Consider the following 15,606-nt stretch of genomic DNA (forward strand, 5'->3'; position numbering starts at 1 on the left):
TAGTAAGAAATAGGATGGTATTAAGTGAATAGGACAAATTATTTTAATTACATAGAAGAAAAATTAAATACGCTAGCATATAGAATAGAAGTGAGAAGTAAACTAAACCTTTTGGAACTTAATATCCATTCTGAAAATTTTTTCGCCAATTTGTGTAATATTATTTTTGGTTTAGAATTAGAAAATTTAAATTTTTCATACCAAAATATAGATGGTATAGATTTAATAGATCATAAAAATAAAGTTGTTGTGCAAGTTTCTTCAACCTGTACAAAAACAAAAATTGAAAATTCTCTAAGCAAAAATGTATATACTAAGTACAAAGATTATAAATACAAGTTTATGTCTATTTCTAAGGATGCACCTTCTTCTCTAAAAAATAAAACTTTTCAAAATCCATATAGTATGCAATTTAATCCAAAACAAGATATATGGGATATTGGGTTACTTCTTAAAAAAACTTTAAATCAAACAGTTTCTAAGCAAAGGTGTTTATATGATTTTATAAAAGCTGAGTTAGGGCAGGATGTTGATTGCGTTAAAATTGAGTCAAATTTAGCCAAAGTTATTAACATTTTAGCAGAGGAGACACTTGATATTAATGCTGGTTCTCCAGAAATCAACTCTTTTGCTATAGAGGATAAAATTTTATTTAATGATTTAGAAGATGCTAAAGACATAATTGATGAGTATAAAATTTTTTATCACAGACTTGATGAAATATACAGTGAGTTTGATAGAGAGGGTAAAAATAAAAGTTTTTCTGTATTACAGGAGATTAGAAGGCAGTATATAGAATTAAATAGATTAAATTATACTCCTACAGACATTTTTTATGAAATAATTAATTGTGTTATGAAAGTTATAATTGGAAGTAGTAATTATATAGAAATACCGATGGAAGAACTACAATTGTGTACGGATATACTGGTTGTAGATGCTTTTATTAGATGTAAAATATTTAATAATCCGGAGGGATATAATCATGTTATTACCAGATAATATTCATCCTGAACTTAGTATTTATTATAATGGTTATGTTATTTTAACAGAGCTTGAGAAGAAAACAGAACAAATGATTTTAGAATTATACTATAATGTAAAAAAGTCAAGTAACATGTCATTTTCCGTGTTCGTATTGAGTCTTGACTGGTTATATTTAATACAATTAGCTCAAATAAGTGAGAAGGGGGTAGTAAGAAAATGTTTATAGAAAAACTGAAAATTTCTACTAAATATGAAACAATTCGAGAGATGAAATTTCATACAGGTATGAATTTAATAATTGATGACACCCCTTTAACAGATGACTTAAAATCAACAGGGAATAATGTAGGTAAAACGACAGTTTTAAAATTAATTTATTTTTGCCTGGGAGGAGAAGGTAAGGATATTTACACAGATGAAGAAAATAAAAATAAAGTATATGAAGAGGTCAAAAGTTTTTTAATAAATCAGGAAGTGTTAATAACATTAACCCTTGTAAATGGATTTAACATGCAAGAAAAAAAACGATTAGTTATTGAGCGTAATTTTCTATCAGGGAAAAATGCTATAAGGAAAATAAATGGTAAATCGATATTGAAAAAAGATTTTGAAAATGAACTATTAGCAAAAATATTTCCAGAACATAAAAATGAAAAACCTTCTTTTAAGCAAATAATATCTCATAATATTAGATATAAGGACAATAGTATTAATAAGACATTAAAAACATTAAATTCTTTTACTACTGATGTTGAATATGAAACTCTATACCTATATCTTTTAGGATGTGGATTTGATAGTGGAGCCAAAAAACAAGCGCTTACTAATAAGATAAAGCAGGAAAATGCATATAAAGAGAGGCTTGAAAAAAAACAAAAGAAAAATTCATATGAGGTTGCATTAGCTATAATTGAAGATGAAATAGTTGAGTTAAATAACAAAAAATCTTTATTAAATATAAATGAAAATTTTGAAGAGGATTTAAATAAATTAAATGAAACAAAATATAAAATAAATAGGTTAAGTTCACTTATTACTAAACTAGAAATAAGAAGGGACATGATCATTGAAGCCAAAAACGAGATGGAAAAAGATGTGTCTACAATTGATTTAGATCAATTAAGATTGCTGTATAGTGAATCAAAAGAATATATCCCTAATTTGCATAAAACATTTGAAGATTTAGTTGTATATCACAATAAAATGATAGTAGAGAAGATTTCATTTATAACAAAAGAATTACCTGTTTTAAATGATAGAATTAAAAATGAGAAGAGAACTTTAAAAGAATTGTTAAGTGATGAAAAAAAATTATCTATAAAAATTTCCAAGAGTGATTCATTTAATGATTTAGAAAATATTATTTCTGAAATAAATGAAAAATATAGATTAAAAGGCGAGTATGAAAATACAATTTCACAAATAAACGAGGTAGATTCAATTCTCGAAACAACAGAGAATGAACTTAAAAACATTGATCAATATTTATATTCTTCTGATTTTCAAGAAAAACTTAAGAAGCAAATAACGAAATTTAATAGATATTTTTCTTCGGTATCATATGAGTTATATGGAGAAAAATATGCGCTGACATATGAGATTATTAATAATAAAAAGACAAATAAGCCAGTATATAAATTTAGTACATTTAACTCAAATATGAGTTCAGGCAAAAAACAAGGAGAAATTCTATGTTTTGATTTGGCATATATAATGTTTGCAGATGAAGAAGGAATATCCTCTTTGCATTTTTTATTAAATGATAAAAAAGAATTGATGCATGATAATCAATTGTTGAAAGTTTCGGATTTTGTTATTAAAAAAGACATTCAATTGGTAATTTCAATATTGAAAGATAAGTTGCCTGAAGATCTATTGAGTAAAGCGAATATTATTGTGGAATTATCACAAACTGATAAATTATTTAAAATTGAACAATAGTATAGAAGAGTAAGAATTTCTTACTCTTTTATATTGTAGAAAATATGTATGTAAAACTTGATACAATGTAGGAATTGTATATTCTATATAGAACTTAAACCAAAATACAAGACAGAATATTTTATGTGAACAATAGATTAGAGTATTAAGCAAACAGTATAGTTGTAAATAAATAAGTAGAATAGAAGTTAAAGTATGTAAAACCTTAAACACATATTACTAGAGATATATACTAAATTAGAATATTGAGTTAAGAAAGAATAATTTTAGAAAGGGTGTAAGGATTCGTTACATCCTTTTCAAAATACAAAACAATCACGAGCCAACTTTACATATACGCTTTTATAACACATAATAAAAGCGTAAACGAGAGGAGGCAGACTATGAATACACTTAAAGAGTATATACAAGAAAATTTAATAATAACTAACAAAGAAGCAGAAGAACTTGGATATACTAGGCATAATTTATCAGAATTAACAAAAATCGGACAATTAGAAAGATTAAGACCAGGACTATATCAATTAAAAGGAAAAATAATAGACGATTTTGTTTTAATATCATCCAATAGTAATCGAATAATATTTTCCAATCAAACAGCCCTATATCTCCACGACCTATCAGATAGAACTCCAAATGTATTTCATATATCTGTACCCCAAGGCTATAATGCAAGTCATATCAAGAAAAGATACGAAGATCTACAAGTTCACTATGTAAAAAAAGATTTATACGAACTAGGAAAGATAGAAATAAAATCACCACAAGGCAACCTTATTCCAGTTTATGATATTGAAAGAACAATATGCGATATCATAATCGACAGAGAAAAAATAGATAAGCATATTTTTACAGAAGCCATAAAAAGATACTTTAAATCACCAAATAAAAATCTAAGACGACTCATAAAATACAGCAGACTATTTAAAATAGAAGATGAAATTAGAAAATATATGGAGGTATTATCAAAGATTTAATTTTCAAAGGTTGTATTGAAGGAGATGAACAAAATCTTATTGAGACACATAAAAGAATTAACATTATAACGTTTGTAGTAGATGCATTAAATTAGCAGAAAAAACCAAAGAGTTTGAGAATTGAGCTATCATATATTGCGCAAGGAAAGTCCGCAAAGAAAAAATTTTATTAGTGATTGAAAACTATATAAAAGAAGTGGTTTAAACCTATATAAAGTAAGATGATTCTAATATCAAGGACGAAGAAGCAATAAAAATTCAACATTATAAGAATATACAAATTTTTAAGGAGACGAGTAAATATGGAATGGGATGAATTTATTGATAAAGTAAAGTTTATATTAAGAAGATTTAATAAAGAATTTAATATAGATTATAGCGAAGATAGTATTAGCTATACTGTGGGTGAAAAAAGTTATGAATTTAGTAAACCTGACTATAATAATATTACCAATGATGCAATAAAATCGGATTTGTCGCAATTTACAGTTTCAACTAATAATAGCTATGAAGTTATTATTTATCAAACAAATAAAATGGTTCGAAGACTATTGCCATATAAACTTGAGGAACGAGTAATATCTACTAATATTAAAGACTCCATGAATAATATTGAATATAAATTTCAAGAAATATCAGATGTAATGGTATGGAATATTATTAAAGAAATAGACTTGGAAAGTTTAAAAAGAACTTTTATGATTTTTCCTCCTAGATTGCGAGGAGATGAAGGCGAGAATTTATTTAATTTATTAAGAGTTTGTTTTAGAAATCCTTATTCACTAATTGTTTCATATAAAAAAGATATTGATAAAAATAAACTTAATGATTATATTAATTCATTTTTATTTAACTTTTGCTATAACTATGGATATTCCTTCAGGATTATGAATAGCTTAGATGAATTATTAAATATTAGGTATAGGAATAAAAATAGCTCTTACAAGAGCGAAGAGTTAGATGCACCAAGATTATTATATAAACAAGATTTAACAGAACAGTACCATATGGCGGTCTCTTCAGAAGATCCGTTTGTACAATTCATAGGATTTTATCACATTATGGAATATTTTTATGAAGAAATATATAAAGAAGGTGTTGTTAATAATGTTAAGGAAATATTGTTAGATCCGGGATTTTCTACAAAAAGAGAAAAAGATATAATGAAACTTGTAGATTTAATTAATAAAAAGAGAACTGAAAGTACAGTAGGAAGTGAATTGGAAGCACTGGAATTAACATTAAGAAAGTATATAGATATTGAAAAGACAATAGAAAAATTGGATGAAATTGATGAAGATGTTATAGAATACTATAAAAACAATAAGGTTAATTTTTCAAATGGAGATGCAATAGATTTAATAGGAGACAAAAAACATATATTTAAGAAATTGGCTAATAGAGTATATAAAACTAGAAATTCACTTGTTCACAGCAAGTCAAATGAAGTTAGATTGAATGAAAGAGGAATTTATAAGCCTTTTAAAGATTCTAAAGCCTTATTAAAGGAAATACCATTACTTAAAGTGATATCAGAAGAGATTATTATAAAATCAGCGAGTGAATTATAGTATAATAAAATTAAAAGAAGATACATAAGACTAAAATGTCTTGTATCTTCTTTTATAGAAGGTCAAATTGGTAGTGGGTCTGTGAAAAGTTTTGTGTATCAGCCCTCCTAATATGATGTATCTTTGTAATTGCCATACTGATCACCAGAACTTTCTTTTGATTTATTAAGAAGTAGGGAATGGATCTGCCATATTTCTTTTGATAATTTTTCTATCTGTTTATTCATTGATTCAATTTCATTTTTGTAAATAACACCAGTTGTATTAGTAGTTTTTGCAATCTGGTTTATATTATTTGTTGCATTCGAAAGTAGCCATTGTAGGTTTCTAAATGGTTCTAAATCTACAACGTAGATCTCTTTTTCTAATACACATTTTCTAAGAAAGTGGGACATAGTTTTGCAATTAGCAAGTTTCATTTTCTTTTCAAAAACTTCTTTTTCTTCATCTGTTAAATATATTTTTAGTTGATTATTTCTTTTTCTATTATCCATAGTATATCTCCTTATCATAAAATATTGGGGTCTTAGGGTTCTCCCTAACAAGGTAAAATTGATAAAAAAAGAAGCAGTCCATAAAGGTTCTGCTTCATCAATTTTTCGTAAGTGGGTACTCACTTACTGTGCTTGCTATTAAAGTTATAAGCGCTAAGCGTGTTATTTATAGTAAATAAAATTATACCATACTCAGAATATAATTTCAGGGCACTATTGACAAAAGTATAAGAAAATGATAATCTTTATTAAAGAACGAGTGTCGGTCAATAGGTGGTGAGGTTTTGGCAAAGAGAAATGTAAAAGATCCAGAAGAAAGAAAACAGGAACTTATAAACATAGCATCCAGACTTTTTGAAAAGTATGGGTATGAGAAAGTTTCTGTTAGAGATATTCTCGCAGAAGTTAATGGAGCGCCGGGAATGTTTTATTATTATTTCAAATCAAAAGAAGATATTTTCTTGGCGTGTATGGAAACTTACTTTGATGAAAAATTAAAAAATAAGTTAGGTATCCTTCAAAACAAGGAAATAGATTACGAGGAAAGAATAAAAATTCTAAGAGAACTTATAGTAAAAGATATCGGTCAGTTCACGACTAGATATAATTTTTCAAAAGAGAATTCAATTACAGATAACTCGTACAGGCTATGGGAATTGATTCATTACATTGGGAAATTTATAGATGTCTATTCAGAGTTTATAATGGAAGGAATTGAAAATAAAAAAATAGAAAATAATATGGGAATAAACAGAGAAAATGTGAGAAGTTTCGCAGCTTTTATTTTATACGGAGCTGTTGGAACAATATATAATGACTATATTATTAAGGGAGAAAACAAAACAAATTCAAGTGAAGCCTTTGGAATAATAAGCGAACTATTTCAAAGACCTCATTAGAAAAAAATAAAATATAAGTATTTTACAAGGGAAACATCAATGGTGTTTTCCTTGTATTAGTTTTAAGGTAAATGAACGAACTCGTTCGGTAAGGAGGCATGTTTTAGATGAAAAAGAAGAAATCAATCAAAGATATTATTTCCTACAGTGAAATAAAAAAAGGACAACTTGTAGGAGGAATATTATTTGTTAGTCTTGGGATGCTATTAAGTATTTGTCCAATTTTGGTGATATACAAAGTCATAAAATCTCTATTTTTATATGGAAAATTAGAACAAAGTACAATACAGTTCTGCATCTATGGACTTGCAGCAGTGGTACTGTCATATTGCTTAACTTACATTGGCGGTATTTTATGCCATAAGTTTTCATATGTTTTAATAGCTAACTTAAAAAAGAAGATATTATTTCATATTGGAAATCTTCCTTTAGGGTTTTTTACCGGAGACAACAAGTCAAAAATAAGGCAAGTATTAGGATCGGACATGAATCAAATTGAGGGATATTTTTCTCATCAATTACCAAATTTAATTTCAACTTTAGCACTAATTTTAGCAATGATAATTGTTATGTTGAAGATAAATTTAATATTAGGTCTTACGACTTTGTTAATTATATTTGTTGGTTTAGGAATTCAGATTGCAATCATGGCAAAGATTATAAAGTCGGGTGGACTTGAGAAGAACTTTGCGATTTTGGATCAAATTAATTCAGCAACTACTGAATACGTTAAAGGTATGCCGGAAGTGAAAATATTTGGAACAGGAGCAAAATCATTTAAAACTTTTTCAAAGTCAGTAGGAGAATATAGAGACTTTACAAGTTCGATTACATCAATGATAAGACCGGGATTTGTTTCATTTAGAATGTTTATTTTATCTGTTGCTACATTCATAGTTCCAGTAGGAATACTTTTAATGTCACGAAATAATAACTTGGATTTTGCTACAGTTTTTATTTTCTATTTGATTCTTGCACCTGCCATTAGCGTACCTGCATTAAAACTTAGAGATTTTGCAGAAGGAATGAATTTACTAAATGAAGTTGTTTTGAGAATCTACGAAATTATAGATCAAAAAGAATTGGCAATTGAAAATAGCGAGGAAGAGATAAAAGGTCATAATCTTGTATTCGAGAATGTAAGCTTTTCTTATGGAGATGAAGAGGTTTTAAAGAATATAAGCTTCTGTGCTAAACAAGGAGAAGTTACAGCATTAGTTGGCTATTCAGGAGCAGGTAAATCTACCATTGGAACGCTAATACCGAGATTTTACGATCCTTCAGAAGGCTCTATTAAAATTGGTGGGGTTAATATAAAAAATATTCCTATAAACGTCTTAATGGACAAGATAGCATTCGTTTTTCAAGACAGCGATCTTATTACAGATACAGTATTCAATAATGTTGCTATGGCAAAGACAGGTTCTACAAAAGAAGATGTTATAAAAGCCTGCAAAAAAGCAAGATGTCATGATTTTATTGTAAAACTTCCTGATGGGTATGACACTGTTTTGGGTAAAGGGACTTATTTATCTGGAGGAGAGAAACAACGTATTGCTGTAGCAAGAGCGATTTTAAAGAATGCACCAATATTAGTATTAGACGAGGCAACAAGTTTTGCAGACTCTGAAAATGAATATCTTATGCAGGAAGCTTTATCTGAATTGGTTAAGGATAAGACGGTTATCATGATTGCTCATAGGTTAAATACCATAGAGCATGCAAATCAAATTTTAGTAATATCTGATGGAAAAATTGCAGAAAGAGGTAAGCATGAAGATTTAATCGTTGCAGATGGAATATATAAGCGACTCTTTGATATTTATAAGAAGACAAATATTTGGCAAATGGACATAGAAGGGAGTGAGAATGAATGATAAGAAATATTACATTAGGAAAGATGAATAATATAAGAAAATCAATTATTTTAAATGTTTTGGCATCTATTTCCAACCTTATACCATTTATTGCTTTGGCGAAAATTGTAGAAACACTATTTTTAAATAGAGGTTCAGATAGTATAGATACGAGCCTTTTATGGAAGTATTTTGGGATAATGGCAGTATTTTTCTTAATAACATTCTTATTGGAAAATTTAGCCACAAAATATACCTATGAACTTGGATACAAGACAAGTGCAGATGGAAGAATAGAGCTTGCAGACCACATAAGAAAACTGCCAATAGGTTATATTTCAGGGAAAAGTTCAGCAGAGATCTTAGATACATTAATGAATGATTTTTTCAAAGTTGAAACGGCAGTAACTCATCAATTACCTCAATTTTTCAGTGGTATATGTGTAGCGGTTCTTTGCTCAATATTATTTTTGATAATTAATGTAAAAATGGGAATAGCAACTCTTATTGGACTACCTATTTCTGTTCTACTTCTTACACTCATGCAAAACTTTCAGAAAAAAATTTATTTGAAAACAAAGAAAATGAGGATAAAAGAGGAAGAAGATATAAACGAATATTTGGATGCCATTAAGACTCTAAAAGCTTATAACAGCTTAGATGATACATTAATAAAACTTGAAGAAGATATAGATAACTCAAGAAATGCAAATATTAAGAGTGAGAAAGGGGTTGGTTCATTAACTACTATAGCAAGTATGATTTTAAGAATAGGACTTCCTTTGATGAGTTTAGTTGGTTCCTATTTATTTATAAATGGATCTTTGGAAATTGATACATTTTTAATGTTCTTATTTGTAGGCACAAGGATTTTTGATCCCTTGGAGCTTGCACTTGTAAATTATACAGGTCTACAAATGGCATCAGTTTCAGGAGAGAGAATCATTAACTTACTTAACGCTAAACCTATGTCAGGAAATTCCGATGTAAACGAAAGCAACAAAATTGAAATCTGCGATGTTTCATTTTCTTACAAGGAATCTAAGGTTATCGATAATGTTTCATTAGACATTAATGAAAATGAATTAACTGCTTTTGTTGGTTACTCTGGCTCTGGAAAATCTACACTAATTAAATTAATTTCCAGATTTTATGATCCTAATGAAGGGACAATTAAAATTGGTGGAGTAGATTTGCTAACAGCCGACCCTGATAAATTAATGGATAAATTTTCTGTTGTTTTTCAAGATGTGTATCTTTTTAAAGACACAATTTATAACAACATAAAATTTGGAAATGAAGATGCAAGTAAAGATGAAATCATGAATGCTGCAAAAATGGCAGGAGCTTATGACTTTATAGTCAAAAAAGATGATGGATTTGACACTATGATTGGACAAGGAGGAGCGACTCTGTCTGGAGGTGAGAAACAAAGAATATCAATAGCGAGAGCAATATTAAAAAATGCACCAATAATACTACTTGATGAAGCAACATCTTCACTTGATCCTGAAAATGAACTTATTATACAGGAAGCAATATCAAATTTAATTAAAAATAAAACAGTTGTGGTTGTAGCTCATAAATTAAGGAGCGTAATGGGAGCTGATAAAATTGTTGTTTTAAACAAAGGAAAGGTAGAGGAAGTTGGGAAGCATGAAGAACTTATAAAAAATGAAGGACTATATAAAGACTTATGGAATTATCAAGAAAAGTCTAAAGAATGGAAGATTGTACAGTAACAATCAATTTTAAAGGAGGAAACTTATGAAAACACAAAAGAAATCATCAAAAAATGCAGTTACAGCTGGTGTTTTAATTGCACTTTACTTTGTAACATATGCAGTTATTGGGGTAATATCTATGCCTGTCCCTGTTTTGTTTTTACTAATGCCTATGCTTGTAGCACTACTTGCTGCACCAACCTATCATATGCTTCTTGCAAAAACAAAGTCAGCCACTGCTATTGTAATCGCAGCTATATTACCAAGTATTTTATTAGTTGCAACTGGACATATTCCAATTGCACCATTAGTGGCAGTGCCTGCCGGAATAATTGCTATGTTCATAGCAAAAGGTGGGAATTATACAGACTTTAAGAAAAATACAATTAGTCATATGTTTTTTTCTCTAAACTTATTTGGAGGATTTTTACCAATTTGGGTTATGAGAGAAGCATTTTTTGAAAGTGTAATAAAAGGTGGCTTAGATCAAAGCTTTTGTAACACAGTAAGGGCATGGACACCGATATGGATGTTACCAGTTATGATTATAGGAACATTTATATTCTCTTTGATTGGTTCTTATTTTACAAAAAAAATATTAAATAAAAAGTTGGAATCCGCAGGAGTTTTATAATGGAAAATTCAAAGTTTGTTCTGGGGTCAAAATATGACCTCCGAACAAAACTTATCTTGCTTATAGGTGCGAATATTTTAATTTTTTTAGGGTTTGATTGGATTTATCAAAGCCTTATTACATTATTTTTCCTTGTCATCATTATTAGCGATGGTTATAAAAAATCCGCTATAAGGTATATTTTATTTTTTGTAATAAGTGTAGTATTGGAAAAATCTTTAGACTATTTTAGTATGAATTTTCTTTTGAATTTAATTTTATTTATCTTGGCAATTGGAAGAAAATTTCTGCCATGTATTATCGTGGGTAAATGGATTTTAAATTCAACATCTGTTTCCAGTGCAGTGGCAACTTTACAAAAAATAAAACTTTCAAAAGACTCCCTCATAATGATTTCTGTAATATTTAGATGTTTGCCTACTATTAAAGACGAATGGAGCCATATAAATATGGCGATGAAAACTCGAGGTATTAATTTTAACTTAATAAATTTAACAAGAAAACCAACATTAATTATGGAATATTTTTTTGTACCATTATTCGTAAGTGTAATAGAAATTGGGGATGAGCTCTCTCAATCAGCCATTATAAGGGGACTCGATGCTCCTGTTAACAAAACAAGTAGACACCTAATTAAGTTTAGAAAAAATGATATTGGTGTTCTAATTCTTATGATTTTAATTTTATCAATAGTAATATTTATGAAAGTATCAGGGTGGGAATTATGATTGAAATTAGAGAATTAAGTTTTAAGTATAAGGGAGGATCTGATTACTCATTAAAAGATATAAATTTGGAAATCAAAAAAGGGGAATGCATTCTTCTGTGTGGTAGGAGTGGTTGTGGAAAGTCCACTCTATTAAAGCTTATGAATGGCATAATACCTGAGTTTTATGATGGGGACATTTCTGGCAGCGTTATGGTCAATGGTATGAATACATTTACCACACCAATTTATAAATTATCTAATAATGTAGGCTCGGTTTTTCAAAATCCTAAAACACAGTTTTATACAACCAATACAACCGATGAAATTGCTTTTGGTTTAGAAAATTACGGAATAGAAAGAGAAGTAATTAACAAAAGGATTGAAGAAGTTGAAAAAGAGCTTCATCTTGAAAACTTGATGAATAAAAATATATTCAATCTTTCTGGAGGAGAGAAGCAGAAGATTGCTATAGCAAGCATTTACGCATTAAACCCTGAGATATTTATTCTTGATGAACCATCTTCAAGCTTAGACATAAAGTCAATGAAAGAATTATCGCTTACAATAAAAAAGCTTAAATCTTTAGGAAAAACTATTATTATTGCAGAACATAGGTTGTGGTATTTAAAAGACATTGTTGATAGAGCAATATACTTAGAGGATGGAAAAATCATCAGAGAATATAGTATGGACGAAATTGAAAATCTAAGTGAAGATGAACGAATGAGAACAGGACTTAGGCATTCTGATTATAAAGCTATTGAAAGATTTGATGATTTTGAAACTTCAAATAAAGGGACTGTATTAGAGTTAAAAAATCTGATATTCAAAAGAAATACCAAAATAATTTTGTCCATTGAGGATCTTAAATTTTGCTATGGGAATATTATTGGGATTGTTGGAGAAAATGGAATTGGGAAGTCTACATTAGCAAAAATCATATGTGGCTTATACAAAGAAAATAAAGGTAAAATTTTAAAATATGATGAGAATTTAAATATAAAAGGTAGGCTAAATGAGAGCCTGCTTATTATGCAGGAAGTGAACTGTCAGTTATTCACAGATAGCGTTAAAGATGAAATAGTATTAACATCAAATATTAAAGATGATTATGTTTTAGATAGTTGGCTAAAAGATATGGAATTGAAAAATATCAGTGATAGGAATCCTCACACCTTGTCAGGAGGACAAAAACAGAGAGTAATTATCTTATCCGCTTTACTATCCGACAAGAAAATTCTATTTTTCGATGAACCAACCAGTGGATTAGACTATAGAAATATGAAAATAGTAGCTAAAAACATAAAGAAAGTAAAAGAAGAAGATAAGTTGATTTTAATAATATCACATGATGTTGAGTTTTTAGAGTCAGTTTGTGATAAAGTGATTGATTTTACTTACTTATGAAAATGCATACATTAGTAAATTACAAGAGGGACACATGATAAATAAGCAAGAAAAACGAGAAGTCGTAAATAGTATTTTTCATGATACTCCATAATATAAACTTTATAATATTTTTTTATTTTTGAGGATTTATGCCTAATAGCATAAGTCCTCATTTTTTATATTCAAATTAATTATTAAAACTCAAAAATACTATAAAAAAATAAAAATTCTGGTTACCAAAGAGGGCAAATTTCACTTTATAAAGTGAGGGGTGTTTTATCATCTTTCTATAAAAATCAAAATACTTTGAAGTGTGAATATTCTTGAAATTGATTATGTGAGATTAGCATATTTCAAATTTAATCCACTTATCAAGGTAAAAAAATAATTTACATAGGAGGTAAAATGCAAGCAATAAAGATTTATAGTATGAGAGTTGCTATGTTATGTAGACTTTATGATCTTAAATTAATTAATGATAAGGAATATACAAAAATAAAAAATAGAATAGAAAATGATTATAAGAAGAGAGATAGAAAGTAGTTAAATTTGTGATATAATAACACTGTAGAAAGATACAAAATGGGAAGGAGGTAAAATGAATACTAAAGTAAAATTAATAAAAGCTTCAAATACAGGAGCAAGAAATAGAAATGCACTACATTTAGATTTAAAACGAGTTGCAGCATATTGTCGAGTTAGCACTGATAGTAAAGACCAACTTGAATCATACAAATCGCAAGTTGATTATTATACAAATCTAATAAAAAACAATAAGAACTGGACTTTAGCTGGTATATACGCAGATGAAGCAACAACAGGAACAACTGCTACTAAAAGAGCTGATTTCATGAGACTGATTAGCGATTGTCAAAATGGAGATATAGATATGATAATAACAAAATCTATATCAAGATTTGCTAGAAACACATTAGATACTTTGAAATATGTAAGATTATTAAAGGAAAATAATGTTGGTGTAGTATTTGAAGAAGAAAATATAGATACTTTGACAATGGATGGAGAGCTACTATTAACAATATTAAGTTCAGTAGCTCAACAAGAAGTAGAAAATACCTCAGCCCATGTGAAAAAAGGACTAAAAATGAAAATGGAAAAAGGGGAGCTTATTGGTTTTCAAGGTTGCCTTGGATACGACTATGACCCTATAACAAAAAGTGTCTCTATAAATGAAGAAGAAGCTAAGATTGTTAGATATATCTTTAAAAGATATTTAGAAGGCAATGGTGGTTCGGTCATTGGTAGGGAACTAGAAGAACAAGGATATCTCACTCCTAGAGGTAAAACAAAATGGTCTGACACTACAGTGTTAGGAGTAATTAAAAATGAAAAGTATATTGGCGATATACTAATGGGAAAGACCTTCACAGTTGATCCCATAACAAAAAGAAGACTAGCAAACTTTGGTGAATCTGATAAATATCATATTGAAAATCATCACGAGCCAATTATATCAAGAGAAGATTTTGAAAAAGCACAGGAGATTAGACTAAGAAGAGCACAAAACAGAAACACAATTGCTAATAAGGATAGGAAGAGAGAAAAACTATCAAGGCAATACGCTTTTTCAAGTATGTTAGAATGTGGATTTTGTGGAGAGATACTTTCAAGAAGAACATGGCATACAAGTTCAATTTATAAAAAAATTAACTGGCAATGTGTAAAGTCAACAAAAAAAGGTAAAAAATATTGCCCTCATTCAAAAGGAATACAAGAAGCAGCGATAGAAAAAGCTTTTGTTGAAAGCTACAGACAATTATGCCATGCAGATTCAACAGTAATAGATGACTTTTTAAAAATTGTAGAAGAAGAAATAAATGATAATACTTTAGTCAAAGATTTGAAAAAGTTAGAAAACCAATTAAACAGAATCATTAGTCAAGAAAGAAAGTTAGTTGATCTGCATTTAGAAGATAGTATAGACGAAGAAGTTTATGCTAAAAAGTATAAAAAACTAACAAAACAAAAAGAAGAATTACTTGATGAAAAGAAAACATTGGAACTAACGATAAAAGATGAAAACTCTATTAAAGAAAGATTAAAGCAATTTAAAAAGGTCTTAGAAAATAAAGAAATTATAGAGGAATTTAACAGAACAGTATTTGAAAGCATAGTTGATAAAGTTGTGGTTGGAAGAATTGACAAAGACGGAACAATTCATCCTTATGACTTAACATTCTATTTCAAAACAGGAGTTAAAGATAGTCAAGATTCTAGTGATTTCAAAGATAAAAGAAAAAATGCCAAAGACAATGATATTGATAAATTGTGCTCCTGCAAGAATGACGAGGATAAAAAATTATGTTCCCAAGCAAAAGACAACGCATGTGGAGGCAATCTGTTTGTTAACTAGAAACTAAGACATGTATTATAGAACTAAGTAAAAATTGTTAGAAAATATTTA

The 15,606-nt window shown here is 28.5% G+C and carries 14 protein-coding genes; 13 read left to right on the plus strand and 1 reads right to left on the minus strand.

What is annotated here, in order from left to right:
• The first annotated feature begins 24 nt into the window (after positions 1-24).
• From BQ7474_RS03950 to BQ7474_RS03970, 5 genes are all read left to right on the plus strand, one after another.
• Positions 25-1,002, plus strand: coding sequence for an ABC-three component system protein (locus BQ7474_RS03950; protein WP_073997695.1), 978 nt, complete (start codon positions 25-27; stop codon positions 1,000-1,002).
• Positions 986-1,213 carry an ABC-three component system middle component 6 gene (locus tag BQ7474_RS11060; protein WP_073997696.1) on the plus strand — a complete coding sequence of 76 codons (228 nt, stop codon included), beginning with the start codon at positions 986-988 and terminating at the stop codon, positions 1,211-1,213. The genes BQ7474_RS03950 and BQ7474_RS11060 overlap by 17 nt, the downstream gene beginning before the upstream one ends.
• Entirely contained in the window at positions 1,204-2,928 is a 1,725-nt protein-coding gene (locus tag BQ7474_RS03960) for a DUF2326 domain-containing protein (protein ID WP_073997697.1), read from the plus strand. Before BQ7474_RS11060 ends, BQ7474_RS03960 begins: the two co-directional genes overlap by 10 nt.
• 383 nt (positions 2,929-3,311) lie before the next feature.
• Complete coding sequence (locus BQ7474_RS03965; protein ID WP_073997698.1) at positions 3,312-3,905, plus strand: type IV toxin-antitoxin system AbiEi family antitoxin domain-containing protein; 594 nt, start codon at positions 3,312-3,314, stop codon at positions 3,903-3,905.
• A 302-nt stretch (positions 3,906-4,207) separates the two neighbouring features.
• Positions 4,208-5,476, plus strand: a complete 1,269-nt coding sequence (locus BQ7474_RS03970; protein ID WP_073997699.1) for a hypothetical protein — start codon at positions 4,208-4,210, stop codon at positions 5,474-5,476.
• Between the two features lie 107 nt (positions 5,477-5,583).
• Here BQ7474_RS03970 and BQ7474_RS03975 read toward each other — a convergent pair whose 3' ends face one another.
• Entirely contained in the window at positions 5,584-5,970 is a 387-nt protein-coding gene (locus tag BQ7474_RS03975) for a plasmid mobilization protein (protein ID WP_073997700.1), read from the minus strand.
• Positions 5,971-6,254: 284 nt separating this feature from the next.
• Here BQ7474_RS03975 and BQ7474_RS03980 point away from each other — a divergent pair, with 284 nt between their 5' ends.
• The 8 genes from BQ7474_RS03980 (at position 6,255) to BQ7474_RS04010 (ending at position 15,555) form a co-directional block, all read left to right on the plus strand.
• The gene (locus BQ7474_RS03980) at positions 6,255-6,869 is read left to right on the plus strand and encodes a TetR/AcrR family transcriptional regulator (RefSeq protein WP_073997701.1); all 615 of its coding nucleotides are present in this window, start codon (positions 6,255-6,257) and stop codon (positions 6,867-6,869) included.
• A 107-nt stretch (positions 6,870-6,976) separates the two neighbouring features.
• Positions 6,977-8,746 (plus strand): ABC transporter ATP-binding protein, encoded by a 1,770-nt coding sequence (locus BQ7474_RS03985; RefSeq protein WP_073997702.1) that lies wholly within the window; start codon positions 6,977-6,979, stop codon positions 8,744-8,746.
• On the plus strand, positions 8,743-10,467 hold the full coding sequence (locus BQ7474_RS03990; protein WP_073997703.1) for an ABC transporter ATP-binding protein: 1,725 nt from the start codon (positions 8,743-8,745) through the stop codon (positions 10,465-10,467). Before BQ7474_RS03985 ends, BQ7474_RS03990 begins: the two co-directional genes overlap by 4 nt.
• Before the next feature lie 25 nt (positions 10,468-10,492).
• Positions 10,493-11,083 (plus strand): MptD family putative ECF transporter S component, encoded by a 591-nt coding sequence (locus tag BQ7474_RS03995; RefSeq protein ID WP_002840863.1) that lies wholly within the window; start codon positions 10,493-10,495, stop codon positions 11,081-11,083.
• Positions 11,083-11,811, plus strand: a complete 729-nt coding sequence (locus tag BQ7474_RS04000) for an energy-coupling factor transporter transmembrane component T (RefSeq protein WP_073997704.1) — start codon at positions 11,083-11,085, stop codon at positions 11,809-11,811. Before BQ7474_RS03995 ends, BQ7474_RS04000 begins: the two co-directional genes overlap by 1 nt.
• Positions 11,808-13,199 (plus strand): ABC transporter ATP-binding protein, encoded by a 1,392-nt coding sequence (locus tag BQ7474_RS04005; protein WP_073997705.1) that lies wholly within the window; start codon positions 11,808-11,810, stop codon positions 13,197-13,199. Before BQ7474_RS04000 ends, BQ7474_RS04005 begins: the two co-directional genes overlap by 4 nt.
• A 387-nt stretch (positions 13,200-13,586) precedes the next feature.
• The gene (locus BQ7474_RS10680; protein ID WP_004838640.1) at positions 13,587-13,724 is read left to right on the plus strand and encodes a hypothetical protein; all 138 of its coding nucleotides are present in this window, start codon (positions 13,587-13,589) and stop codon (positions 13,722-13,724) included.
• A gap of 55 nt (positions 13,725-13,779) precedes the next feature.
• Positions 13,780-15,555 carry a recombinase family protein gene (locus tag BQ7474_RS04010; RefSeq protein WP_073997706.1) on the plus strand — a complete coding sequence of 592 codons (1,776 nt, stop codon included), beginning with the start codon at positions 13,780-13,782 and terminating at the stop codon, positions 15,553-15,555.
• Positions 15,556-15,606: the final 51 nt, after the last annotated feature.

The sequence above is a fragment of the Anaerococcus urinomassiliensis genome, assembly GCF_900128425.1.
GTDB classification, from domain to species: domain Bacteria; phylum Bacillota; class Clostridia; order Tissierellales; family Peptoniphilaceae; genus Anaerococcus; species Anaerococcus urinomassiliensis.